The sequence below is a fragment of the Staphylococcus equorum genome (assembly GCF_029024965.1).
GTDB classification, from domain to species: Bacteria; Bacillota; Bacilli; order Staphylococcales; family Staphylococcaceae; genus Staphylococcus; species Staphylococcus equorum.
Genome location: NZ_CP118982.1, coordinates 1,347,356 through 1,372,517, shown reverse-complemented (window position 1 = coordinate 1,372,517; position 25,162 = coordinate 1,347,356). Strand labels below are relative to the sequence as shown.

General features: G+C 32.5%; 28 protein-coding genes. 4 read left to right on the top strand and 24 right to left on the bottom strand.

Annotated features, from left to right (window positions below; all coding sequences use genetic code 11):
• Position 1: 1 nt before the first annotated feature.
• The 4 genes from PYW44_RS06710 to PYW44_RS06695 all read right to left on the bottom strand — a co-directional run bounded on the left by PYW44_RS06710 (position 2) and on the right by PYW44_RS06695 (position 3,933).
• Positions 2-901, bottom strand: coding sequence for a LacI family DNA-binding transcriptional regulator (locus PYW44_RS06710; protein WP_236593609.1), 900 nt, complete (start codon positions 899-901; stop codon positions 2-4).
• Positions 902-916: 15 nt separating this feature from the next.
• The gene (locus PYW44_RS13380; RefSeq protein WP_231111033.1) at positions 917-1,018 is read right to left on the bottom strand and encodes a LacI family DNA-binding transcriptional regulator; all 102 of its coding nucleotides are present in this window, start codon (positions 1,016-1,018) and stop codon (positions 917-919) included.
• Between the two features lie 300 nt (positions 1,019-1,318).
• Positions 1,319-2,728, bottom strand: a complete 1,410-nt coding sequence (gene gndA, locus PYW44_RS06700; protein WP_021339229.1) for an NADP-dependent phosphogluconate dehydrogenase — start codon at positions 2,726-2,728, stop codon at positions 1,319-1,321.
• Positions 2,729-2,796: 68 nt separating this feature from the next.
• Positions 2,797-3,933, bottom strand: a complete 1,137-nt coding sequence (locus PYW44_RS06695) for a M20/M25/M40 family metallo-hydrolase (protein ID WP_021339230.1) — start codon at positions 3,931-3,933, stop codon at positions 2,797-2,799.
• 219 nt (positions 3,934-4,152) lie between these two features.
• Here PYW44_RS06695 and prli42 point away from each other — a divergent pair, with 219 nt between their 5' ends.
• A complete protein-coding gene (gene prli42 / locus PYW44_RS06690; protein ID WP_002512439.1) occupies positions 4,153-4,251 on the top strand; it encodes a stressosome-associated protein Prli42 in 99 nt (32 codons plus the stop codon).
• A 160-nt stretch (positions 4,252-4,411) separates the two neighbouring features.
• Here prli42 and PYW44_RS06685 read toward each other — a convergent pair whose 3' ends face one another.
• The 19 genes from PYW44_RS06685 to PYW44_RS06595 all read right to left on the bottom strand — a co-directional run bounded on the left by PYW44_RS06685 (position 4,412) and on the right by PYW44_RS06595 (position 22,706).
• Entirely contained in the window at positions 4,412-5,404 is a 993-nt protein-coding gene (locus PYW44_RS06685; protein ID WP_021339231.1) for an aromatic acid exporter family protein, read from the bottom strand.
• Positions 5,405-5,416: 12 nt separating this feature from the next.
• Entirely contained in the window at positions 5,417-5,854 is a 438-nt protein-coding gene (brxB, locus tag PYW44_RS06680) for a bacilliredoxin BrxB (protein WP_002507534.1), read from the bottom strand.
• A 213-nt stretch (positions 5,855-6,067) separates the two neighbouring features.
• Positions 6,068-7,336 (bottom strand): dihydrolipoamide acetyltransferase family protein, encoded by a 1,269-nt coding sequence (locus PYW44_RS06675; protein ID WP_021339232.1) that lies wholly within the window; start codon positions 7,334-7,336, stop codon positions 6,068-6,070.
• A gap of 12 nt (positions 7,337-7,348) precedes the next feature.
• The gene (locus tag PYW44_RS06670) at positions 7,349-8,332 is read right to left on the bottom strand and encodes an alpha-ketoacid dehydrogenase subunit beta (RefSeq protein WP_002512442.1); all 984 of its coding nucleotides are present in this window, start codon (positions 8,330-8,332) and stop codon (positions 7,349-7,351) included.
• Positions 8,325-9,323 carry a thiamine pyrophosphate-dependent dehydrogenase E1 component subunit alpha gene (locus tag PYW44_RS06665; RefSeq protein ID WP_002507531.1) on the bottom strand — a complete coding sequence of 333 codons (999 nt, stop codon included), beginning with the start codon at positions 9,321-9,323 and terminating at the stop codon, positions 8,325-8,327. Before PYW44_RS06665 ends, PYW44_RS06670 begins: the two co-directional genes overlap by 8 nt.
• Positions 9,324-9,338: 15 nt before the next feature.
• Positions 9,339-10,760 carry a dihydrolipoyl dehydrogenase gene (lpdA, locus tag PYW44_RS06660; protein WP_021339234.1) on the bottom strand — a complete coding sequence of 474 codons (1,422 nt, stop codon included), beginning with the start codon at positions 10,758-10,760 and terminating at the stop codon, positions 9,339-9,341.
• A gap of 10 nt (positions 10,761-10,770) precedes the next feature.
• Positions 10,771-11,832 carry a butyrate kinase gene (gene buk, locus PYW44_RS06655; protein ID WP_021339235.1) on the bottom strand — a complete coding sequence of 354 codons (1,062 nt, stop codon included), beginning with the start codon at positions 11,830-11,832 and terminating at the stop codon, positions 10,771-10,773.
• Between the two features lie 263 nt (positions 11,833-12,095).
• The gene (locus PYW44_RS06650; protein ID WP_021339236.1) at positions 12,096-12,992 is read right to left on the bottom strand and encodes a phosphate acyltransferase; all 897 of its coding nucleotides are present in this window, start codon (positions 12,990-12,992) and stop codon (positions 12,096-12,098) included.
• A gap of 52 nt (positions 12,993-13,044) precedes the next feature.
• Positions 13,045-14,724 (bottom strand): DNA repair protein RecN, encoded by a 1,680-nt coding sequence (gene recN, locus PYW44_RS06645; RefSeq protein WP_021339237.1) that lies wholly within the window; start codon positions 14,722-14,724, stop codon positions 13,045-13,047.
• Between the two features lie 21 nt (positions 14,725-14,745).
• A complete protein-coding gene (ahrC, locus tag PYW44_RS06640) occupies positions 14,746-15,198 on the bottom strand; it encodes a transcriptional regulator AhrC/ArgR (protein ID WP_002507526.1) in 453 nt (150 codons plus the stop codon).
• A 342-nt stretch (positions 15,199-15,540) separates the two neighbouring features.
• Positions 15,541-16,422 carry a polyprenyl synthetase family protein gene (locus tag PYW44_RS06635; RefSeq protein ID WP_021339238.1) on the bottom strand — a complete coding sequence of 294 codons (882 nt, stop codon included), beginning with the start codon at positions 16,420-16,422 and terminating at the stop codon, positions 15,541-15,543.
• On the bottom strand, positions 16,412-16,648 hold the full coding sequence (locus PYW44_RS06630) for an exodeoxyribonuclease VII small subunit (RefSeq protein ID WP_002507524.1): 237 nt from the start codon (positions 16,646-16,648) through the stop codon (positions 16,412-16,414). The genes PYW44_RS06635 and PYW44_RS06630 overlap by 11 nt, the downstream gene beginning before the upstream one ends.
• A complete protein-coding gene (xseA, locus tag PYW44_RS06625) occupies positions 16,641-17,978 on the bottom strand; it encodes an exodeoxyribonuclease VII large subunit (RefSeq protein ID WP_021339239.1) in 1,338 nt (445 codons plus the stop codon). Before xseA ends, PYW44_RS06630 begins: the two co-directional genes overlap by 8 nt.
• A gap of 14 nt (positions 17,979-17,992) precedes the next feature.
• On the bottom strand, positions 17,993-18,379 hold the full coding sequence (nusB, locus tag PYW44_RS06620) for a transcription antitermination factor NusB (protein WP_002507522.1): 387 nt from the start codon (positions 18,377-18,379) through the stop codon (positions 17,993-17,995).
• A 122-nt stretch (positions 18,380-18,501) separates the two neighbouring features.
• On the bottom strand, positions 18,502-18,864 hold the full coding sequence (locus PYW44_RS06615; protein ID WP_021339240.1) for an Asp23/Gls24 family envelope stress response protein: 363 nt from the start codon (positions 18,862-18,864) through the stop codon (positions 18,502-18,504).
• Between the two features lie 12 nt (positions 18,865-18,876).
• A complete protein-coding gene (gene accC / locus PYW44_RS06610) occupies positions 18,877-20,235 on the bottom strand; it encodes an acetyl-CoA carboxylase biotin carboxylase subunit (RefSeq protein ID WP_115075992.1) in 1,359 nt (452 codons plus the stop codon).
• Positions 20,235-20,702 carry an acetyl-CoA carboxylase biotin carboxyl carrier protein gene (gene accB / locus PYW44_RS06605; protein ID WP_064782892.1) on the bottom strand — a complete coding sequence of 156 codons (468 nt, stop codon included), beginning with the start codon at positions 20,700-20,702 and terminating at the stop codon, positions 20,235-20,237. Before accB ends, accC begins: the two co-directional genes overlap by 1 nt.
• A 359-nt stretch (positions 20,703-21,061) precedes the next feature.
• Positions 21,062-21,619: an elongation factor P gene (efp, locus tag PYW44_RS06600; protein WP_002507518.1), complete on the bottom strand. Its 558-nt coding sequence runs from the start codon at positions 21,617-21,619 to the stop codon at positions 21,062-21,064.
• A gap of 28 nt (positions 21,620-21,647) precedes the next feature.
• Positions 21,648-22,706 (bottom strand): M24 family metallopeptidase, encoded by a 1,059-nt coding sequence (locus PYW44_RS06595; protein ID WP_064782891.1) that lies wholly within the window; start codon positions 22,704-22,706, stop codon positions 21,648-21,650.
• Positions 22,707-22,809: 103 nt separating this feature from the next.
• Here PYW44_RS06595 and PYW44_RS06590 point away from each other — a divergent pair, with 103 nt between their 5' ends.
• Positions 22,810-23,397, top strand: a complete 588-nt coding sequence (locus PYW44_RS06590; RefSeq protein WP_115075991.1) for a hypothetical protein — start codon at positions 22,810-22,812, stop codon at positions 23,395-23,397.
• A gap of 23 nt (positions 23,398-23,420) precedes the next feature.
• Positions 23,421-23,639: an SA1362 family protein gene (locus PYW44_RS06585; RefSeq protein WP_002507515.1), complete on the top strand. Its 219-nt coding sequence runs from the start codon at positions 23,421-23,423 to the stop codon at positions 23,637-23,639.
• 121 nt (positions 23,640-23,760) lie between these two features.
• Here the strand turns inward: PYW44_RS06585 and PYW44_RS06580 are convergent, their stop codons facing one another.
• The gene (locus PYW44_RS06580; RefSeq protein ID WP_002507514.1) at positions 23,761-24,591 is read right to left on the bottom strand and encodes a lipoate--protein ligase family protein; all 831 of its coding nucleotides are present in this window, start codon (positions 24,589-24,591) and stop codon (positions 23,761-23,763) included.
• Between the two features lie 171 nt (positions 24,592-24,762).
• Here PYW44_RS06580 and PYW44_RS06575 point away from each other — a divergent pair, with 171 nt between their 5' ends.
• Positions 24,763-25,149 carry a rhodanese-like domain-containing protein gene (locus PYW44_RS06575; RefSeq protein WP_002507513.1) on the top strand — a complete coding sequence of 129 codons (387 nt, stop codon included), beginning with the start codon at positions 24,763-24,765 and terminating at the stop codon, positions 25,147-25,149.
• The last annotated feature ends 13 nt before the right edge of the window (positions 25,150-25,162 follow it).

Below are 25,162 nucleotides of genomic sequence, written 5' to 3'. Positions count from 1 at the left end.
ATTATTGCTCCTTTTTTAAATATTGAGTTGATACCCTTTTGATAATATCTGTTGGAATAACTTTGTTAAAATCGACAATATGTTCTCCGCTAATTAATTGAATGATTGCGTTGCCTGCTGATTCACCTAATAAGTCAGGATGAATGTTGACTGCAGTTTGTGGTGGCGCTGCAAATTCAGTTAAGTATGAATCATTGAAGGTTGCTGTTTGTAAATCTGTTGGTACACGAATTTGTAATTCATACAATACGCTAAGAACAATATGGTTGAACATCGTATCTGATGTAATAATGACTGAAGGTAGTTCGTTATGTGTGAGTAAATGATGAAAGTATGATTTTATGCTTTGGTAATTCATATCAAAATATTCAATAAGGCCTTTTTGTGTATGTTGTTTAAGAACATTGGTAAATCCTTCGATTCGATCTTTAACAACTTCATAATTTCCACGTTCAGCTAAAAATAAGAACTTAGTATGCCCTAGACTTACGAGATAGCGTGTTAATTGCTCAGATGCTTCAACATTATTGTTATCTATATGAATGATTTGTTTATCTAATAAAGGTTTCCCCACCACGACGTATGGCATACTTTGTTGAGTGAGTATCTGTTCTATCACATCGTTTTCTTTTGAGTATAATAAAATAAACCCATCTACTGCATGATAAGAAATCATGTGACTTACTTCTAATTCTATATTTTCGTATTGTTCATTTGTGGTTGATATTGTTGCATAACCATGTGCTTTGCATGATTTATATATACCTGAAAGGACATCTATGATAAATGGATTTTGTCTTGTTTCATTACGTCCGCTTTTTTGAATGATACCTATTGTTTTAGATTTTTTTGTAACTAAGGTCCTAGCTGCATGATTTGGTTGGTAGCCTAGTTCTTTCATCACCGACAATACTTTTCATCTAGTGGTATCACTTATACGATTGTTACCACTGATGACACGTGAAACTGTCGATGGAGCTACATTTGCTGCTTTCGCAACATCCTTTATAGTTATCAAGATTAAGTCATCCTTTGCTAATGTGTATAAGTGGAGCGTTTTCAAGTCTATAATTATAATGATAAGTAAGTATAAAAGGAAAGTCAAAGGATTTGTGCAAACGATTGCATATAGTTGGTGTTTTTTGTAATTATGGATTAAATTTTTTTAGAAATTACATTAATTGCTAACTCAATGTAATAGTAAGCCTGATTTTGAAAATCTGCATAAAAAAACTACTAGTAAAGTCCGTAGACTTTGCTAGTAGTTTCAAACGCGAAGTAGCTTCACGTCTTTTATAATGTTATATGAAGATGTGAATTAGTCTTCAATCCATTGTGTATGGAATACGCCTTCACGGTCTTTACGTTCGTAAGTATGCGCACCAAAATAATCACGCTGAGCTTGAATTAAGTTAGCTGGTAAGTTTTCTGAACGATAACTATCATAATAGTTAATACTTGCAGAGAAACCTGGTGTTGGAACACCATTTTGTACACCAGTAGCTACAACATCACGTAATGCATCTTGATAGTTTGTTACGATATCTTTGAAGTATGGATCTAATAATAGATTTTGTAATTCTGTATCATTATCATATGCTTCTTTAATTTTTTGTAAGAATTGTGCACGAATAATACAACCTTCACGCCAAATCATAGCAAGCTCTCCAAGTTTTAAATTCCATTCATTGTCATCACTAGCTTTTCTCATTTGAGCAAAGCCTTGTGCGTATGAACAAATTTTACTCATATATAGTGCTTTACGGATTTTTTCAAGGAATTCTTCTTTGTTTCCTTCAAATTTAGTACTTGGTCCATTTAATTGTTTCGAAGCATTCACACGTTCTTCTTTAATTGAAGAAATAAAGCGTGCAAATACTGATTCAGTAATAATTGTTAATGGAATACCTAATTCTAAAGCGTTAATAGAAGTCCATTTACCTGTACCTTTTTGGCCAGCAGTATCCATGATTTTTTCAACTAATGGACCATTACCATCATCATCTAATTTAGTGAAGATGTCACCAGTGATTTCAATCAAGTAACTTGAAAGTTCACCAGCATTCCAGTCTTTGAATGTTTGTGAAATTTCTTCATGTGACATACCAAGTAAGTCTTTCATCATTGCGTAACTTTCAGCAATTAATTGCATATCTGCATATTCAATACCATTGTGTACCATTTTAACGTAGTGACCGGCACCATTAGGTCCAATATAAGCTACACATGCAGCGCCATCTTCAGCTTTAGCAGAGATTGCTTCTACAATGTCTTTAACTTTATCAAATGCTTCTTGTTGTCCACCAGGCATTAATGAAGGACCAGTAAGCGCACCAACTTCACCACCAGAAACGCCCATTCCGATGAAGTTAACACCACTTTCAGCTAGTGCTTTATTACGTCTGATTGTATCTTGATAATTAGTGTTACCACCATCGATTAAAATATCATCATTATCTAGTAATGGTAATAAGCTATCGATTGTTGCATCTGTTGCTGGTCCTGCCTTCACCATTAATAAAATCTTACGGGGTTTTTCTAGAGAATTCACAAACTCCTCTATAGAGTACGTCGGATGTATATTTTTACCTTCAGATTCTGTTACCATTTCATCTGTTTTAGAAGATGAACGGTTAAAAACTGAAACGCTATATCCTCGTGATTCAATATTCCAAGCAAGGTTTTTACCCATTACGGCTAAACCTACTACACCAATTTGTTGTGTCATTTAACTAACCTCTCTTATTAAAGTTTTCTCATATATTGTATCACAAAGCATCACTCATATTCACTTAATCAGTTTTCAGATTTTTGAGTAGTTATTTCAACTATTTTTATAAGCTGTTCTGCTAGAAGATTTAAAGCATTAATTGACATACGTTCTTCAGTTGTATGTATGTGTTCGTAACCTACACCTAAGATGACAGTAGGTATACCCAATTGATTAATTATATTACCATCAGATCCCCCGCCAGCCATAACTGTGTTCGGTGTTAATCCTAATGCAATTGCGCTGGCTTTAGCTACGTTAGTAACTATGGCATCTTGTGAAATTTTAAAGCCAGGATAACTATTAATAATTTCAACTGTAGCTGAGCAACCATATTTTTCTGCTGTTTCTTCAAAAATAGATTTCATATGAGCTACTTGAACATTTATACTTTCGTCTGAATGTGATCGAGCTTCAGCCATAAGTGTTACTTTGTCAGCTATAATGTTTGTTGCAGACCCGCCTTCAAAACGTCCTATATTAGCTGTCGTATATTCATCTATTTGACCTAATTTCATCGCACTTATAGCTTTAGCGGCAATATTAATCGCGCTTACACCCTTGTTAGGTACACTCGCGTGAGCCTTTTTGCCATGAATTGTAGTATTGATTTTCATTTGTGTGGGAGCATTGATAACAGTTGTTCCTACGTCTACACTTGCATCGATAGCATAGCCGTATTTAGCATCGAGTAAAGATGTATCTAATGCTTTTGCCCCTTCCAAACCAGATTCTTCCGAAACAGTAAGTACAAATTGAATCTTACCATGTGCTATGTCTTGTTCAGTTAATATGTAAATTAATTCTAAAATAGTAGCTAATCCAGCTTTATCATCAGCACCTAAAATCGTAGTTCCATCTGAATAGATATAACCATCATCTTTAACTATTGGCTTTACATTAATCCCCGGCACAACTGTATCCATATGACTTGTGAAATAGATATTATCTATATTGTCATCATTTGTCGTTGCTTCTAATGTGCAAATTAAATTATTTGCTCCCAAATTTTCATGTTGCCCAGCATTGTCTTCAACTACCTTTAATCCTAAGTTTGCAAATTTAGATTTGAGTAACTGTTGAATTTCAATCTCATTCCCACTCTCAGAATTAATTTGCACTAATTCCAAAAAAGTAGCTAGGAGTCGTTGTTTATTTATCATTTGAAAATCCCCATTCCATTTTTTATATGCTTTATGTTTAAGTGTAACGAAATGTGTCCGTAAGCAAAACTAATATGTTTCAATTCTAGAGGATTCATATGATATAATATTATTATAAAATAGTTTAAAATTGAATATGTTGTAATTGAATTATATTGATATTTACAGTGTGCTTTATCTATTTTTTAATTCCATATTCTAGATTTGGAGGAATCATCTGTGAGTAACAACAAAGTTTTAAGAGTTATTATTATAGTTATGTTAGTAGCTATTATTCTTGCACTGGTATTGACAAGCGTTGTTCCATTAGTGAATTAATCATAATGGATTTTGAAAGCATCAATTTTTAACTAAACGTTATTTTATTATTTAAAGCGATAAATCACTAATATATGCATAGTCGAAGAATACAGTTACAAAAATGAATAAAAGCCATACAAAATCCTTAAATTATAAGAATTTTGTATGGCTTTTATATTTAGGTTGTTGTGATTTTAGAATCATTATGTAATCTTAATGATCCAAATTGTGATTTTAATAATAAATATGATTCAAGTTCATTTAAAAGTTGTAATAGGTTTGCACGCGTTCGAAAAGCTTCATGTGATGTAGGTAAGTCTAATTCATTTAATTCTATTCGAATTTCATATAACGAATGCAATCTTAACGCAGTATAATCATTACTATTTACATTTGTTCCTACTTCAGCAAATAAATTAGATATTTTGGATAATAAGCAATCTTTGGTTTCAATATTTTGAAGGATTAGAGCCATTCTTCGTAATAGTTCTAACTGTTCTTCCCGCATATCAAAATAATGATAATAAGAATTTTCATTTCTAACATAGTGATTCTTAACATCTCTAAATGCGATTGATTTAGCTTTGCGAATCGTAACTTTTAACTTTTCAAAAGATATATCTAAGCTGGGATTTGGATTTTTACAAGCTTTACTGAACATTTGAAAAATTTCAGTAAATTGATTTTCAATCTGTTGTTTATATTGTTTTAAATTACTATCTAAGCTTGGCATAATAACGTTCATTAAGAATGCGATGCCGAGCCCAACAATTAATAAGATAATTTCATTGAAAAATAAATCCATGTCAATCGTTTTAGCATTGAAAACATGAAGTAAGATAACACAACTTGTAACAACACCTTCTTGAACTTTAAATACAACAGTTAAAGGAATAAAAAGTAGTACAATAATACCTAAAACAATTGCGTTTTGTCCTAATAAATTAAAAACAATAGAGCCAAGTGCTAGTATCATAAGACAAGATACAAAACGAGATACAATTGCTTGTAGCGAATGAACCTTTGTATGTTTAATACAAAGAACCACTAAAATGGCACTAGATGCAAAATTATCTAAACCGATTAATTTTGCAATAATAATACCTAGTGCCATTCCAATTGCAGTCTTTATCGTTCTAAATCCGATGCGGTATGGATTCAAACGTGTCATGTGTTAGTCCCTCTATTTTTCGTCACAATAAGTGTCGAATGTGTTTTGTAATTGAGTGATGACATCCATTACGTCATGACCTTCAATTTGGTGACGTTCTACCATTTGAGCAATTTTACCATCTTTGATTAATGCAAATGATGGACTTGATGGTGCATAACCTTCAAAATAATCTCTTGCTTGTTGTGTTGCTTCTTTGTCTTGACCAGCGAATACAGTTACAAGGCGGTCAGGTGTTTTATCGTAATGTAGAGCATGTGTTGCTGCTGGTCTAGCGATACCTCCAGCACAACCACATACTGAGTTAACCATCACAAGTGTCGTTCCTTCTTGCTGTAATACTTTATCTACTTCTTCTGGAGATGTTAATTGCTCATATCCAGCTTGTTCTATTTCATTTCTTGCTTGATTAACAACATCAGTCATATATAAATCAAAATTTAAATCCATATTAACGTCACCTTTCATTTCTGAATTATTACTTTTATTCTACTAATATATGCGCAATACTTCAACATGTGTGATTATTATATATAATAATATTGCTTAAATTCATAAAAATTATATCGTGAACGGTTGATAAAACATATGTTAATTCAGCAAATTAAATGAAAAATGAGTGTGAAACTTTAGTCTCACACTCATTCTACAGAGTTAAATATATTAATATATGCTTGTATGTTCAATTGAATATTGTTCAATACGTGTTTTTACAAAATTCATGAATCTACCTGCTTGAAGGCCATCTAAAATACGATGATCAATCGATAGACATAAATTAACCATATTGCGAATTGCAATCATATCATCAATTACGACAGGTTTTTTAATAATAGATTCAATCTGCAATATTGCTGCTTGAGGATGGTTGATGATACCCATAGATGAAACAGAACCAAATGTGCCTGTATTATTCACAGTAAACGTACCACCTTGCATATCGTCAGAGCGTAATTTTTTGTTACGCGCTTTATTAGCAAGCTCATTAATTTCACGGGCAATACCTTTAATTGATTTCTCGTCTGCATTTTTAATTACAGGAACATATAATTTGTCTTCATCTGCGACAGCTATAGAAATATTTATATCTTTATGCATAACAATTTCTGAATCTAACCAGCTACTATTTAACAGTGGATACGCTTTTAAGCCTTCTGCAACAGCTTTTACGAAAAATGCAAAGAAAGTTAAATTATATCCTTCGCTATCTTTGAAGCTTTGCTTATGATAATTACGTGTTTTCACTAAATTTGAAGCGTCCGATTCTACCATCATCCATGCATGTGGTATTTCATTAACACTATTTACCATGTTTTGAGCGATTTGCTTACGAACGCCATTAACTGGAATTGATGATCCTGGAGAAGGTTCATTGTAATACGCTTGTTTTGTAACTTTAGGTGAATCTTTAGGTGCTACAACTGTTGAAGGCGTTTTGTTTGTGCCTTTTTTAATTACTTTTTCAATATCTTTTTTCGTAACTCGACCTTCAAACCCAGTACCAATCACTTCAGATAACTCGATTTGATTTTCTGAAGCAAGTTTAAATACCACTGGTGAAAAGCGACCATTGTTTTTAGGTTTATTTTCATTTGAAGCATTATTCACATTATCATCTATGTCATTTGAAGCAACATCTTGAGCTTCATTAGATTCTGTTGCTTGATGTGTAATTGGGTTGTTCGTTTCCTGAGATTCATCACCTATATCAACAAGACATATGACTTCATTTACTGCTACTGTTGCGCCTTCTTCTACTATAATTTCTTTAATTGTTCCAGAAAATGAAGACGGCACTTCTGCTGTCACTTTATCAGTGATGACTTCGCATAATGGATCATATTCTTCAACTGTGTCGCCTACAGATACAAGCCATTGTTCTATTGTTCCTTCATGCACACTTTCACCGAGTTTAGGCATTTTAATTTCCATGATTGTGCCTCCTTAAAATTCTGCAAGTTCTCGCATTTTAATTTTTATCTTATCTGGATTGATCATAAACTCGTCTTCAAGAGTTGGTGCAAATGGCATTGATGGAACGTCTGGTCCAGCAAGTCTCATTATAGGTGCATCTAAATCAAATAAACAGTTTTCAGATATAATCGCAGATACTTCAGAAATAATACTACCTTCTAAGTTATCTTCTGTGACTAATAATACTTTACCAGTCAATTTAGCACGTTCAATAATTGTTTCTTTATCTAAAGGATAAACTGTTCGCAAGTCAACAACTTCTACATTAATTCCATCTTCAGATAACATATCTGCTGCTTGAATACAGTAATTTACACATAAGCCATAAGTGAACACAGTAATATCATCGCCCTCACGTTTAACATCCGCTTTACCTATAGGTACAGTATAATAGTCTTCTGGTACTTCTTCTTTTAGTAAGCGATATGCCTTTTTATGTTCAAAGAAGAGCACTGGATCATTCGTCTCAATTGATGACAATAGTAAACCTTTTGCATCATAAGGTGTAGAAGGAATAACAATAGTCAAACCAGGTGTCGATGCAAATATCGCTTCAACACTTTGCGAATGATAAAGCGCACCATGAATTCCGCCACCAAACGGCGCACGAATTGTAATCGGACATTGCCAATCGTTATTGGAACGGTATCTCATCTTAGCAGCTTCACTAATGATTTGGTTTGTAGCTGGTAAAATATAATCAGCAAACTGAATTTCAGCAACAGGACGTTTACCTAACATTGCAGCACCTATACTTGTACCAACTATATTAGATTCTGCTAATGGTGTGTCTAATACACGCGCTTCACCATATTTTTCTTGTAATCCTAAAGTGACGCCAAATACACCACCTTTTTTGCCAACATCCTCTCCTAATACGAAAACGTCATTATCTTTTTCCATTGATTGGTCTAGCCCTTGTTGGATGGCTTCTAAATAGGATAATTTAGCCATTGTTTGAGCCTCCTTCTTCATAAACATGCGTATAAGTTTCTTCTGCTGATGGATAAGGTGCTTGCTCAGCTTCTTTAGTTGCTTGATTGACTATTTCTTTATGTTCTTTCTCTAAATCATCTAACCAGTCTTCATCAATAAAACCTTCTTCAAGTAAAAATGCTTTAAATTTAAGGTTACAATCTAAAGATTTAAGTTCATCACGCTCTTCTTTTGGACGATACTTATCATCATCATCAGATGAATGAGCAGTCATTCTTGTACACATAGCTTCAATAAGTGTTGACCCACCACCATTTAAAGCGCGTTCTCTAGCTTCTTTCATTACTTTATACATAGCTATTGGATCATTTCCATCCACATGCTCACCATGTATTCCATAGCCAATGGCGCGGTCAGAAAGTTTTTCAGCACCATATTGAAGTGAATCAGGTACTGAAATCGCGTATTTATTATTTTCGATTACACAAATAAACGGTAATTTATGTACTCCTGCAAAGTTCAAACCTTCGTGAAAATCACCTTGGTTTGAACTGCCTTCACCGACAGTTGTCATTGCTATGTTCGGTTTCTTATCCATTTTCAAGGATAAAGCAGCACCAACAGCGTGTAAAATTTGAGTTCCTACTGGAGAACCTTGAGAAAGCATGCCTATGTCACTTTGACCAAAATGAGAAGGCATTTGTTTTCCACCCGAGTTGATATCATCACGTTTACCAAAAGCAGCTAACATAGAATTTAGTGGTGTCATACCTAAATAAGTTACAAGTGCTAAATCTCTATAATAAGGTGACGAAATATCACCTTTTTGCATAGCGTAAGCCATACCTATTTGTGTTGCTTCTTGTCCTTGGCAGCTAATGACAAAGGGGATTTTGCCTGCACGATTTAGTAGCCACATACGTTCATCTATTTTACGACCTAAGTCCATCCATTTGTACATTGCTTGTAGGTCTTCTTTTTCTAAGCCTACTGATTTATAATCAAACATTTTATTGCCTCCTTATTAAACGTGAATCGATCTATTCTCAACTTTTAATCCTAATTCCATTAGTACTTCAGAAAGAGAAGGATGTGCATGGGTTGTTAAACCAAGTTCTAATGTTGAACCATTCATAAATTGGAATAATGATACTTCATTTATCAGTTCTGTAACATGAGGTCCAATCATATTCAGTCCTAATACAGTATCATTTTCTTGATCGATTACGACTTCACAAAAACCACTTTGATTTCCTGTTTCCTCAATTACCGCTTTACCAATTGCTTTAAACGGCACTTTTACTGCACGTGCTTTAATATTTTCTGCTTTGGCTTGTTCTATATTTTTGCCAATACTCGCTACTTCAGGTTTACTATAAACACATCTTGGCATTTTTAGATAATCTACCGGTAGTGGCGATGATTCAAACATATGTTCGATAGCGGTGATCCCTTCTTTTGAACCCACGTGTGCAAGTTGCAATTTACCAATACAATCACCAGCAGCGTAAATATGCTTATCTTCAGTTTGTTGATATTCATTGACGGTGATATGGTTTTTATCAGTCAGCTTGATTTTAGTATTGTTTAGTCCGATATCATCAGTATTCGGTTTACGACCTATCGAAACAAGAGCCTTATCGAATGTAATTGATGCATCATTCAGGGTTATTGTAATTTTATTTTCATCAATTATAATATTTTCTTCACCTAGTTGCGTATTTTCATAAAACATTACGCCGCGCTCAGTTAATTCTTGCTTTAATACTTTTGCTACTGATTTACTTTCAGTTGGTAGAATACGTTCTCCAGCTTCAATCACTGATACATCGACACCAAAATCTACAAGTAATGATGCAAATTCTAAACCAATTACACCACCTCCAACAATTGCGATAGAACTTGGTAGATGCTCAAGATTTAAAATATCGTCACTAGATAGGACGATATTATGATCAAATGGCAAAAATGGTAGTTCCATTGGTTGAGAACCAGTACAAATCAACACGTTATTATTAGGGATTAACTCTGACTCACCATCTTCAAATTCTACTGAAACAGTACCACTTTGTGGTGAAAATATTGAAGGTCCTAATAAACGACCCGTACCATTAAATACATCTATTTTATTATGGTCCATTAAATGTTTCACACCGTTAAACATTTGATTTACGACTTCATGTTTACGTTCCTGAACGCGTGAAAAGTTCAATTTAAAATCGTTTATATCAACGCCAAATTCACTTGAATTTTTAACTGTATGCATAACTTCTGCTGATTTTAAAAGTGCTTTTGTCGGGATACATCCTTTATGTAAACAAGTGCCTCCAAGTAATGACTTTTCTACAAGTGCAACTTTTTTGCCAAGTTGAGATGCTCGGATTGCCGAGACATAACCGGCTGTACCTCCGCCTAATATTACTAAATCATATTTTTCTTCTGACATGCTTGCACTCCTAACTATAAACTTTAGCACTTTCTATACCTTCTAAAACAAGCGATGTGCGAGTCGCTAAAGCATCCATTTCTTTTTCACCGGGATAAATTGTTACTGGTGCTATCCAATCGACATAAGATTGGATTAAGGATGTTAGTGTTTTATTATAACTCAGTCCTCCAGTAAGGATGACTTGATCAACGTTTCCTTTAAAAACGATTGCGCGTTCGCCAATCGCCTTCGCGACTTGATATGCTAAAGCATCAAACGCTAGTTTTACATCATTATCTGATTCATATTTATGTGACAACCCTTTTAAATCATTTGTATTAAACATATTAACAAAACCACCTTTTTTGCTCAAAAAGTGATTCATTTCTTGTGGTGTAAAATTGCGTTTATAGCCATATTCATATAACAAATCATTTGGTATCGAACCTGCACGTTCAGGACTAAAAGGACCTTCGCCTAGCAAGCCTACATTCACATCAACGACAAGACCCTGTTTATGTGCTCCAACAGTTATACCACCACCCATATGCGCAACAATAACGTTAACTTGTTTATATGTTTTATTGGATGTATTTGCATATAAGCTTGCAACAGCTTTTTGGTTTAATGCATGAAAAATACACCTTCGTTTTATACCTTTAATACCTGTAACTCTAGCAATATCCATTAATTCATCTACAACTACAGGGTCAATTGTAAAAACAGGTATTTGAAGATCTTGACTTAATTCATAACCGATAACACCACTTAAATTAGATGCATGGTTGCCGTATTTAAATGTTCGAAGATCATTATACATTGTTTCGTTAATTGTATAGACACCGCCACGTATAGGTTTTAATAATCCTCCTCTACACGCAATTCCATCAAAGTCGCTAAAATTTACGTCAGCTACTTTTTTCACAAAATGTTCAATTTCAAATCGTCGATGTTTGATTTGCTCTATCAGATTTAAGGAAGTAATTTCAAAATCATGCCGTATTGTTTCGTTATAATTGCAATACGCATCTGTGTAAATAGCAACCTTAGAAGATGTGCTTCCTAAATTAAGCACTAAAATTTGAGACATTGCCTCACCTTCTTTATTGAAAATAAAATAGAAAGTATTAACTCTATCTGCTAAGAGAACATAGTTTATTTATTATTATGCAACGGCTAGTTTACAAGATTCAAATTTGAAATAAGTAGTCAATATTGAAAAGTCATCGCACATAAAAGGATTATATTAAACTATTTATAATATCCACTTATATTTTACATCAAATAGACAAAATATAAAATTAATAACCTATTTTTAATCGCAACAAGTAAAATGAGGCTTTCATAGCAAGGTTAATTTAAAACTTTTAGGGCTAACAACAATGAATCGAGTTTATTTTGTTTATTATCAGCTCTAGAAGTAAGTACAATTGGGAATTTTGCGCCTAAAACTAGACTTGCTACACGTGCATCAGCAAAGTATGTGAATGATTTGTATAACGCGTTACCAACATCAATATGCGATACAAGCAATGCATCTACGTCACCAGCTACTGTAGACTTAATATTTTTCTTAATAACACTTTCCATGCTTATCGCGTTATCTAAAGCTAGAGGACCGTCAACAATTAAATAATCATCCCAATCTCTATTAAAAATATTTTTGATTTTTTCAGAATCTGTAGAAGATGATATTTTTCTTGTAACTTTTTCGACAGATGATAATAAACCTACTTTAAACTGTTCATAACCCAATGCCTTACTAAATAGCGATAAATTTTTAATGATTTGTCTCTTTTCTTCTACTGAAGGTGAAATGTTTAAAGCAACATCACTCATCATTAATGTTTTATGATAATTCGGTATATCGAAACATGCGACATGACTTAGAAAACCATGATTTTCTAAGAAATTTTTATTACTTAAAACAAAAGATAATAATGAGGAAGACGTTAAATTACCTTTCATTAATATCGAAACTTTTCCGCGTGATAAATCTTGTGCACATTGTTTAAATAATTCATTTTCATCTTCAAATGTATAAATGTGAATTCTGTTTAATAATCGTGCATCTATATTAAAAGATCTTATGATTTCAGTTAAATCATGTGTATCATATAAGAACACTTCTATATCTGTTAAAGTTAGTGCTTCTGTCACGACTGAGAGCATCTTTTCATCATTTGCATATAAAATGGCTATATTACCCTTTAAAGTTGTAGTCGGATTAATTAAATGTTGATATTGCATGAAAACCAACACCTTTCCATATAAGTAAAGTAGTATTTATACGTTCGCATTATTAATCATTAAGATGATTTTGTTCTATCATTTCCTTAGCATTTTGACGCGTAAGCTCAGTAACACTAGCTCCGGAAATCATTCTTGCTACTTCATCAATACGTTCTTCACCGGATAATTCTTTAACATGAGTAGTAGTTCTATCATCTTTAGAAGTTTTACTAATAAATAAATGTTGATCACTCATTGTAGCTACTTGTGGTAAATGAGAAATGCAGATTACTTGTATGTGTTGTGCTAGGTCTTTCATTTTCTGAGCCATTTTTTGTGCTGCTTGACCTGAAACACCAGAATCTACTTCATCAAATAAAATAGCTGTTTGACCTCTTGTTTTTACAAAGATTGTTTTGAGCGCCAGCATAATTCTAGATAATTCTCCTCCAGAAGCGATTTTATTTAAGCTTTTAAGCGGTTCACCTTTATTAGGACTAATTAAAAATTCTACAAATTCAATGCCTTCACGGTTAGGTGCATCTAAAGGTTTAAAGGAAATTTCTAAGTTCGCGTCCTTCATTTGTAAGTTTTGAATTTCATCCACAATATTGTCTCGCAGCGACTGAGCTACAACACGACGTTCTTGAGATAATTTTTTACCTAATCTGAAAACTTTATCATAAAGTGATTCTATTTCTTCACGTAATTGTGACGTACTCTCTTCATAATTCTCAATTTTGTTGATTTCATCGTCCAATTTATCTTGATAGACAATGAGTTCACTAATATCTTTACCATATTTACGTTTCAAGCTATTTAATACGTTCATTCTAGCTTCTAGTTCATTAAGATATTGTTCGTCAAATTCAGTATTTGTGAGTTCATCATATAGCTGATGTTTCGCATCATCTAAGGTGTAATAAAATTGATCTACATCTTCTTTAAGTCGATCATATTTATCAGGTAAGATATCACTAATTGACTGAAGTTGATTACTTAACTCATACAAACGATCGGTAATTGCATGTTCATCAGTTAATGTTAGATGTGCATTGTTTAGAGCTAAGCTTAAATTTTCAGAGTTTTGAATGCGTTTAATGTCTGTTTCAAGTTGTGAAACTTCTCCATCAGTTAATTGTGCTTCCTGTAATTCCTCATATTGAAATTTAAGTAAATCTAGTCGCTGAAGTAGTGCTTGATCTGCAGTTTGCAAATCTTCAAGCTCTTTCTTTTTAGCTCTATATTGATCAAAAGTAGATACATAATCATCAAGCAAAGGTTTATATGTATCCTCTGCATAATTATCTAATAATTGTAAATGATATTTTTGCTTTAATAATGATTGCGTTTCATGTTGACCATGTATATCTAACAATTCTTGCATTATTTTTCGCAAGTCTTGTAGTGTAACAATTTGATTATTAATTCTACACATACTTTTTCCAGAACTAAAGATTTCTCTTTTAACTAATAAAAAATCTTCGTCTATATCAATTGATAAATCACGTAAAATGGAAATAGCTTCTTTACTTTCATCGATGTCAAAGATACCTTCAATAATTGATTTCTTTTCACCATGCCTTACATAATTTGAAGAAGCACGCATGCCAATGAGTTGACCAATTGCATCAATGATGATAGATTTTCCTGCGCCTGTTTCACCACTTAATACTGTTAAGCCCTCACCAAAATGCACTTCTAATTCATCAATGATTGCAAATTGCTTAATAGATAAAGTTTGTAGCATCCTTATATCACTTCCTTATACTTATAATAAATTAAAGATGCGTGTCTTAATTTTTTCGCTCGCAGAATCATCTCTACAGATAATTAAACAAGTATCATCACCACAAATAGTCCCTAAAACTTCTTCCCAGTCAATTTGGTCTAAAATTGCACCGATTGATTGAGCATTACCAGGTAATGTTTTTAGAACTAGTAAATTGCCTGTTCCATCAATGTTTACAAAAGAATCCATTAAATATCGACCTAATTTTTCTAAAGGATGATATTTTCGATCATTTGGCAAACTATAGACATATTGTCCTGCAGGCGTCGGTACCTTTATAAGTTGTAATTCTTTAATGTCTCTTGAAACTGTTGCTTGAGTTACATTCAACTCGTACTCATTTAAACGCTTTACCAATTCATCTTGTGTTTCTATCTTTTCATTTGAAATAATTTCTCGTATCTTTATATGTCTCACTGATTTTTTAGCCATGTATAGCACCTCTATAAACGAATATTTATACATTTATTTTACCACAAGCATGTGAATTCTACTACTAAAGTTAATTCGAAATATCGTTAAATATATTACGTTAATTATGCTATATATCAGTAAAATGTCACTATAAAGCATACATATAATTGTTGTGAAAATTTAGTATATTATGTAAAGAAATTATTGAATTGATGAATAATTATTGAATAATATATATTTAATCAATAAAAAATCACACTACATATACGTAGCATGATTTCTTGAGCAGTTAATTGTTTTCTTCTACTGAGCAATATTTAAAGGTAGAAAACGTTATAAATAATTATCTAAAGTGTCGTATTATGATTCACGATTATTAAATAATTCAATAATACTTTCAAGATCTTGAGTATTATATGATTCTGGCAATTCATTTAAGCACTGATATGCAGCATCAGAGTGAAATTTCAGCTTCTCTTCTGCGCCAGTTTGACCTAATAAAGATACGTAAGTACTTTTATCATTTTCAATATCACTACCTACTGCTTTGCCTAATTTTGTTTCGTCGCCATAGATATCCAGTAAATCATCTTTAATTTGAAACATTAAACCTAAATGTTCACTGTATGTTTCTAACAAATCTGCCACAGCTTGCTCTGGTTCTGCAATATCTACTGCAGCCATAACCGCAAACTTAAGTAACTCACCAGTCTTAGCTTTATGAATTTTTTCGAGTGTATTTAAATCTATAGATGAGCCTTCACTTTGCATGTCTAATGCTTGTCCACCCACCATACCTAAGTGCCCACTCGCATAAGATAAACGTTTAACCAGTTTGATTTTAACTGTATCAGTTAGACTAGTGTCATTGGTAATGATTTCAAAGGCTTTGGTAAGTAGCGCATCTCCAGCAAGTATCGCTTTCCATTCGCCAAAAACTTTATGATTTGTAGGTTTTCCTCTACGATAATCATCATTGTCTAACGGTGGCAAATCATCGTGAATTAATGAATATGTGTGAACTATTTCTAAACCTAAGGCAGATGATAATCCGGATTTATATTCATTTGATAACATATCTAAAGTTAGTAATAATAAGACAGGTCTTATTCGTTTACCGCCTGCTTCTAAAGAATAACGCATACTTTCTTCAATATTAGTGTTGAGTGAAGACTCTGGAACAGTTGTAGATAACTTTTGATTAATTTCTTCTATTAAATTATTCATTTTGTTATTCGCCATCGTTATCAATCGTCTCCTCATTTTCAACATTTTCATCAGTCATGAGCTCATTAACTTTCTTTTCAGCATCTTTTAATGTTTCATCACAAGTGGCAGATAATTTCATACCACGTTGATATAAATTTAATGATTCTTCTAATGAAACATTTTCATTATCAAGTTTTTGAACGATGCCTTCGAGTTCTTTCATCATTTCTTCAAAACTTTGTGAATTACTATTACTCATCTTTACACCTTACTTTCTTAACTTGTGCATCAACAACGCCATCTTTCATCGTTAATACAATGTTATCATTTTCAGCTAAGTCATTCGTACTCGTTATTACATCATCATCTTTATTCACAATTGTATAGCCACGTAACATTGTGTTTGTTGGACTGAGATTATTTAAGCTTTCTAGTTTACTAGTAAGTTTATTTTGTTGATTGGTAATAAAATTATTTATGACTTTATTTAAATCTATGCGCTTTTGATTATTTGTTAATTGTTCTCTATTAATATTTTGTTTGAAATTCTTCAAGTTAAATTTATTAGTTAATAGTTGTAATTGTTGCTGTTCATTTTTAATTCTCAAATTCATTGATAGGCTTAACTGCTTTTCTAGGTCATCACGTTTTTGAATTTGTTGGTCATATAACAAAGTTGGTGTTTGAAATTTGTAATATGAAGATACATGTTCTAAGTGTTTTCTTTGTTGTTGCATATGTTGTTTGATAAAACGGGTGAGTGAAAGGTTCGTTTGCTTTAAATATTGACGTAATTCATATTGATCTGGTGTAGCCATTACTGCTGCTTGTGTTGGTGTAGCAGCACGCACATCAGCTACGAAGTCACTTAATGTAAAATCAGTTTCATGTCCAACAGCGGATATGATTGGTGTTTCACAAAAATATATTGCTTTCACAACATCTTCTTCGTTAAAGTTCCATAAATCTTCTATAGAACCACCACCACGACCTATGATAATTGTATCAACATTTAATTGATCAGCCTGTTGTATCTTTTCGACTATATCATTTTTAGCTTGTTCACCTTGTACTAAAGTATTAATTTGAACTTGTTCAGCTAGTGGATATCGACTATTTATCGTTGTATGAATATCTCTAATTGCCGCTCCAGTACCTGCAGTTAACACTGCTATTTTTTGGGGGAATTTAGGGATTAACTTTTTATGATTTTGATCAAAAAAACCATCTTTAGTTAATTTCTTTTTTAATTGTTCTAATTTTTGATATAAATTACCTACCCCGTCAATATGCATTTTATTAACATAGATTTGATAATTCCCTCTACGCTCATAAACAGAAACGCGTGCTTCTAATAGTACTTCATCACCTTCTTTAGGATCGAAATCAATTTTAGAAGCATTGCCTTTAAACATCATTGCACTAATGACACTGTTTTTATCTTTGACATTGAAATAAAGATGACCACTGCTATGCTTTTTAAAGTTAGACAGTTCCCCTTTAATCAATACAGATTGTAAATGTGGGTCTTGGTCAAATTTGTATTTAATATATTTAGTTAATGCGGAAACACTTAAATAGTCTGCCATTTTATATCACTCTTTTATTCAATATTGCTCAATACACCATTGATAAATTTATAATGATCATCATCGCTGAATTGTTTCGCTAACTCAACAGCTTCATTTATAATTACTTTTTGTGGTGTTGAACTATGTAACAATTCAAAAGTAGACATTCTTAAGATAATGCGATCTGTTTTCAATAAACGGTCTAGTGTCCAATCTTTTAAATGTGGTTGGATTTTTTCATCTAAAATCGTTTCATGATCTTTTACTCCAGTTACTAACCAGTTGATAAAATCGAATTCTAAGTCTGGGTTTTCATCTTTAATAAAACTAATTGCTTCTTCAATTGTTAATTCGCTATTTTTCATTTCAAGTTGAAAAAGAGTTTGAAAGGCTTGTGTTCTGGATTCTTTTCGACTCATTATAAACTCCTTCAAGCATTGTATTTTTATAAATCATTTGAGAAACGTAATAACAAATACATTAAAATATTCGTTATTACATATCTACAAAATGTATTTAAAGTAAATTTGCTTATATAATTTTAATTGGTTGGTTCAATATGTGTAATATGAACATTGATTTGGCTAGGTTCAATTGTAGTCATCGTTGTTACAGAATTAAAAATAGTACTTTGGATTGTTTTCGCTGTTTCTGAAATATTGATACCGTAAGACAATGAACAATATATATCAATATAGATACCATCTTCTCTTGTATCAACTTTAACACCTTTGCTCAGTTGCTTTCTAGTGAATTTTTCAATACTACTATTCTTTAATTCTTTAAAATGACCTTGTATACCTTTTATTTCAGCTGTTGCAATACTTGCTATAACTGTTAATACCTCAGGTGCAATTTCTATTTTTCCTAAATTGGAATGTGAGGTTTCTGATACTTTGACCATTTCACATACCTCCTATTTAGTTTGATCATCCATGATATTATATTTTTCAAGAAACTTAGTATTAAACTCTCCGCTTTTGAAAATGTCATTATTTAACAAACGAATATGGAATGGAATCGTAGTATCTATACCTAAAACGAGATACTCACTTAAAGCGCGTATACCTGTCATAATCGTTTCTTCTCTAGTTGGCTCATGTACAATGAGCTTAGCAACCATAGAATCATAATATGGTGGAATCGTATAATTAGTATAACATGCTGATTCAATTCTAACGCCAAAGCCACCTGGTGCTAAATATTGAGTGATTTGACCTGGTGAAGGCATGAAGTTTTTATATGGGTTTTCAGCATTGATACGGAATTCCATTGCATGACCTTCTATTTTGATATCTTTTTGTTTGAATGGCAATTTTTCGCCTCTCGCAACTTTCAATTGTAATTTAACTAAATCTACACCTGTAACCATTTCTGTTACTGGGTGCTCAACTTGGATTCGTGTATTCATTTCCATGAAGTAAAAATCATTAGAATCCAAATCATATATAAATTCAATTGTACCTGCATTTTCATAATTAACAGCTTTTGCTGCTCTGACTGCAGCATTACCCATTTCTTGACGTTTTTCTTCAGATAAAATTGGAGATGGTGCTTCTTCCACAAGTTTTTGCATTCTACGTTGTATTGTACAATCGCGTTCACCTAAATGGACAACATTACCAAAACTATCACCCATGATTTGAATCTCTATATGTCTGAAATTCTCAATAAATTTCTCGAGATAAAGTCCACCATTACCGAATGCAGTTTCCGCTTCTTGTTGTGTCATTTTAAAGCCAGTTTCCAATTCTTTTTCATCACGAGCCACACGGATACCTTTACCACCACCGCCAGCAGTTGCTTTAATAATAACTGGGTAACCGATATTATCAGCAATGCCTTTTGCATCGTTCATATCCTTTACAAGACCTTCGCTACCTGGGACAACAGGTACTTCCGCGCGTTTCATTTCTTCCTTAGCAACGTCTTTAATACCCATCTTTTGGATAGATTCGTAACTTGGACCAATAAATTTCAGTTGACAGGCTTCGCATAGTTCAGCGAAATCACCATTTTCCGCTAAAAATCCGTAGCCAGGATGTATACCGTCACAACCTGTCGATGTTGCGATAGATAAAATGTTTGGGATATTTAAATAAGAATCTTTAGATTGTGTTGGGCCAACGCAATATGCTTCATCAGCAATTTGAGTATGTAAAGCGTCTTTATCTCCTTCAGAGTAAATAGCCACAGTTTGTAATCCTAAATCGTGACATGCACGAATGATTCTTACCGCAATCTCTCCTCTATTTGCAATTAATATTTTATTCATTATTTCACCTTGAATAACGGTTGGCCATACTCTACCATTTGACCGTCTTCTACTAGAATTTCAGCAATTTCTCCAGTTACTTCAGCTTGTATTTCATTAAACAATTTCATTGCTTCTAATATACACACTGTTGATTCGTTTGTAACTGAATCTCCAACTTGTACATATGCACTTTCTTCAGGTGATGGTGATTTATAAAATGTCCCTACCATTGGTGCGTTAATTGTTTGTAAGTTGTCTTCCACTGCGTTTGTATTTACTTCCTCTGAACTTTGCGTGCTTACAGGAGCTGACATTACACCTTGTTGCGGTGAACCTTGTTGCATTGGTTGTTGTGAAATTTGAGGTGTAATGATTTCAGTTTCTTTTTTTAAATTAACAACGTTGCCTTTATCTTCTATATTGATTTCAGTCAAGCTAGATTGATCAAGAATTTCTATTAATTCTTTAATTTCTTTAAAATTCATAAGTACTGACTCCTTCAGATTGTTTTCATTTACCTAGTTTATTTTACTTTAGTGAAATGTTCAATTCAAGCATATACATGCTTTCAATAATAAAGTGTTTATCCTTTATGTAGTTGTATATAGATATAATTTAATGAGAATTCTATTTATTATAACGTTTTTTTAACGGAATGGGGCTATGTTATTGTAATTAATTGATATAAAGTTTAATTTTTTTGAATAACACTACTATAACAGTCGTTTGTTTAATATAAAATGAAAAAAATAAAATAACCTTTCCAACGCTTCGTGAATTGGAAAGGTTATTAATAGGTATGAGATAAACTAAAAAATAATAACTATGATTATTTTTATAAGTATTAACCTCTTGAAATATAGCTACCGTCGCCTGTGTTAATTATAAGTGTGTCGCCTTCATTTACAAATAACGGCACATTTAATGTGTAACCAGTTTCTACTGTAGCTGACTTAGTTGCTCCGTTAGCAGTATCACCTTTGATACCAGGTTCTGTTTCTGTTACTGTAAGTTCAACAGTTTTTGGTAATTCAACGCCAAGTGTTTCACTTTCGTAAGTTTGAATTTGAACTTCCATATTAGCTTTTAAGAAATTCAATTCATTTTCTAAATAATCGGCTGCTAATTCTGTTTGTTCAAAAGTTTGATTATCCATGAAAACATGTGTATCACCATCTGCATATAAATATTGCATGCGGTGATTTTCAATCATAGCAGTTTCGACTTTTTCGCCGCCTCTGAATGTTTTCTCTTGAATAGCACCAGTTCTTAAATTACGTAATTTTGAACGCACAAATGCAGATCCTTTACCTGGTTTTACGTGTTGGAAATCTAATACTTTCCATATACCATTATCTACTGCAATTGTTAAGCCTGTCTTAAAATCATTAACCGAAATCATTCAGTTTCCTCCTCAATTATAAGGTCTTCTATAAAATAATAAGGTTTTTAGCGCATTTAGTAAAGCATTCACAACCATTTTCTGTAATTAAAACGTCATCTTCAATGCGAACGCCACCTAATCCGTCTAAATAAATACCAGGTTCAATTGTAACACAGTTATTTACCTCTAATTTAGCTTCTGATTTTCTAGATAAATTGGGTCCCTCGTGTACATCTAACCCTATACCATGTCCCAGTGAATGGCCAAACGCTTCTCCATATCCTTGTTCAGTAATATAATCCCTAGCAATAGCATCTAAAGCTTTGCCTGTAATACCTTGTTTAGCGGCTTCAATACCTTTAATATTAGCTTCTAAGACAATATTGTATATTTCTTTGAGTTTAGGATCTGGTTCACCTATAGCAAATGTACGTGTGATATCAGATGAGTAGCCTTTATAATATGCACCGAAATCTAAAGTAATCAGTTCGCCTTGATTAATAACTTTTTCACTTGCGACACCATGTGGTAATGCACCTCTGGCTCCTGAGGCAACAATTGTATCAAACGAAGTACCTTCTGAGCCAAGTTCTAACATTTTACTTTCTAATTTAGCTTTTAATTGCTGTTCAGTCATACCTGCTTTTGCAACAGTTAAGATGTACTCATATGTCTCATCAACAATTTCAGCAGCTTTTTGAATAAGTTTAATTTCACTATCATCTTTTACTTCTCTGATTTTTTCAATTAGACCAGAAACGCTGATTAAGCTGATGTAGGATTTACTTAATTGTAAGTATGTATCATAGCTGACTAAATCACCTTCAAAGCCTACATTCTGGACGTTTAACTTTTCTAATTGTGCTTTTACTTCTTCTATGAGACCACCTTTTTGTTTAATGATCTCAAATTGAGTGGCTTGGGATGTTGCTTGCTCTATGTACCTAAAATCTGTAATTAATAAGTTTTTATCTTTTGTAATAACGAGCGCGCCGCTCGTACCTGTAAATCCTGATAAATACCTTCTATTAAAATCGGTTAATACAACAATTGCTTCCAAATGTTTTGTTTCTAAGGCAGAATTCAGTTTATCTATTCTAGTCATCTGTCTTCCTCCTATTCAATAAATTTGTACATTTTCTTTTTATACATTAAAATGATAGCATAATTATTATGTGAATATATAGTTTTTGAATTAGGAGAGAGTTATGAAGAAAAAAATTGTAGCTATATTAAGTGCTTCATGTTTACTAGTAGGTTGTGGTAGTCAAAATTTAGGTCCTTTAGAAGAAAAGACCACACAACTCCGTGATGAAAATCATAAATTAAAAAGTAATATTCAAGAATTAAAACAAACTATCGACAAAGAAAAAACAAACGTCGCCTCACTAAAGAAAGACAAAGAAAACATTAAACAGGCTAAAAGTAATAAAACGAAAGTAACAAATTTAAAAGCATCATCTAAATATTATCAAAATATAGCAAAAGCAATTGATCAATATAATGATATTGAAAGTGATGTATCAAAAAATAAAAATGATAAAAAGGTTCTTAGCAAGTTGACTGACATAACGAATAAAATCGATTATGCACACACTACATATGAAAATGATATTGATAAAGATAAAATGAGTGATGAAGATAAGAGTAAAAAGAAAAACATCACTAAATTAAATAAAGACCTTAGCTCAGCAATGAATGATATTAGAGATGGTTATAGTGAGAAAGATAAGAAAAAACTTAAAAAAGGACAAAAAACCCTATCAACTATTAGTATTGATAATAAACAGAGTTAACAACTAAATAGGAGTGTTATAAATTGAAACGAGCAATTTTTTATATAATAATCGCAATCGCAGCAATTGGGTTAATTCTCAATTTAGATGCGTTTATATTCAGTTTTGTTAGTATGGCAATTAGTTTTGCTGTATTTGCAGGGATTATATATGCGATATATTACTTCTTCTTTTTAACAGAAGATCAACGAAAGTATAAACGCGCACAAAGAAAGTATAAAAGACGCAATAGAAAAAAATAATTTTATTGCGCTATCTTACTCTTAAAACTTTTATTTAAATCTATCTAACTTTATATGTATAAAAAATGTGAGGATGCAGTCGTTAAAGACTGTACCCTCACATTTTTTGAGTCTAAACATATTATTTACGATAGTTCCATTCGTCAGCTTTATATTTTTCAATGAGTACATTTACTTCTTCTTGTTGTTTATGCGTTAGATTTAGTGGTTTAAAATCAATATTCAATCCTTTCTTAAAACCTATCTCAAAAGCCTCTTCCATTTCGGGTATTGTAATATGTCGGTCTGAGATATCATTAATCGCCACTGCTTTTTCTAGAAAAGATTGTTTCATTTTATCTTTTAAACGCTCGTTTTTAAAAATGAACATATCGAATAAATCATCAATGTCGACGTCTTGTAACAAGGAACCATGTTGTAAAATGACTCCTTTTTGACGTATCTGCGCACTACCCGCTATTTTACGACCTTCTACAACTAACTCATACCAACTAGGAGCATCAAAACACACAGCACTTCTTGGTTGTTTTAATTTCTCACGTTCTTCCTTTGAACGAGGAATTGAAAAAGATGCTTCGAAGCCTAAAGCTTGAAATCCTTCTAACAAACCTTCAGATATCACTCTGTATGCTTCTGTTACGGTCGAGGGCATCTCCGGATGTGATTCTGGTACAATAACACTATATGTAAGTTCTTTATCATGTAGCACGCCTCTGCCACCTGTTTGACGTCTGACTAAACCATATCCTTTTTCTTGTACTTTTTCTATATCTATTTCTTTAGTCAGTCTTTGGAAATAACCGACAGATAATGTTGCTGGATTCCACGTGTAAAATCTTATAACTGGATCAATTTCTCCTCTAGAAACAAAATTAAGCAGCGCTTCATCCATTGCCATATTGAAATATGGATCATTACTTCCTGTATTTATAAAATTCCAAGATTCAGTCACACTAAAAACCCCAATCAATAAATTAAATTGTTTTAATCCTCATTTTATGTTATCGTTTGCAATAATTGTCTAAGTTTGTCAGCATTATCCAATAAATTAAATGAAAAATTTTGATAAATTGTGCTAACAGTCTTATAATATATAATATCGGTTAATTAGGGAGGATGCAAGATGAGTAATTTTTGGTTTATAGCGTTAGCAGCATTAATAATAATCATCGCTTACATGCTAATCAATTATCTTCTTAACAAGAGAGCAGTCACAGAATTAAACCAAAATGAATTTCATAATGGTTTGCGTAAAGCTCAAGTTATTGATGTAAGAGAAAAAGTGGATTATGATTACGGGCACATTAACGGTGCACGTAACATTCCAATCACAATGTTTAAGCAAAGATATCAGGGATTGAGAACAGATCAACCTATTTATCTATGTGATGCAAATGGCATTGCAAGTTATCGTGCTGCTAGAACATTAAAGAAGAATGGTTATACAGATATCTACATGTTAAAAGGTGGATATAAAAAATGGACTGGAAAAATTAAGTCGAAAAAATAAATGTATAAATAAG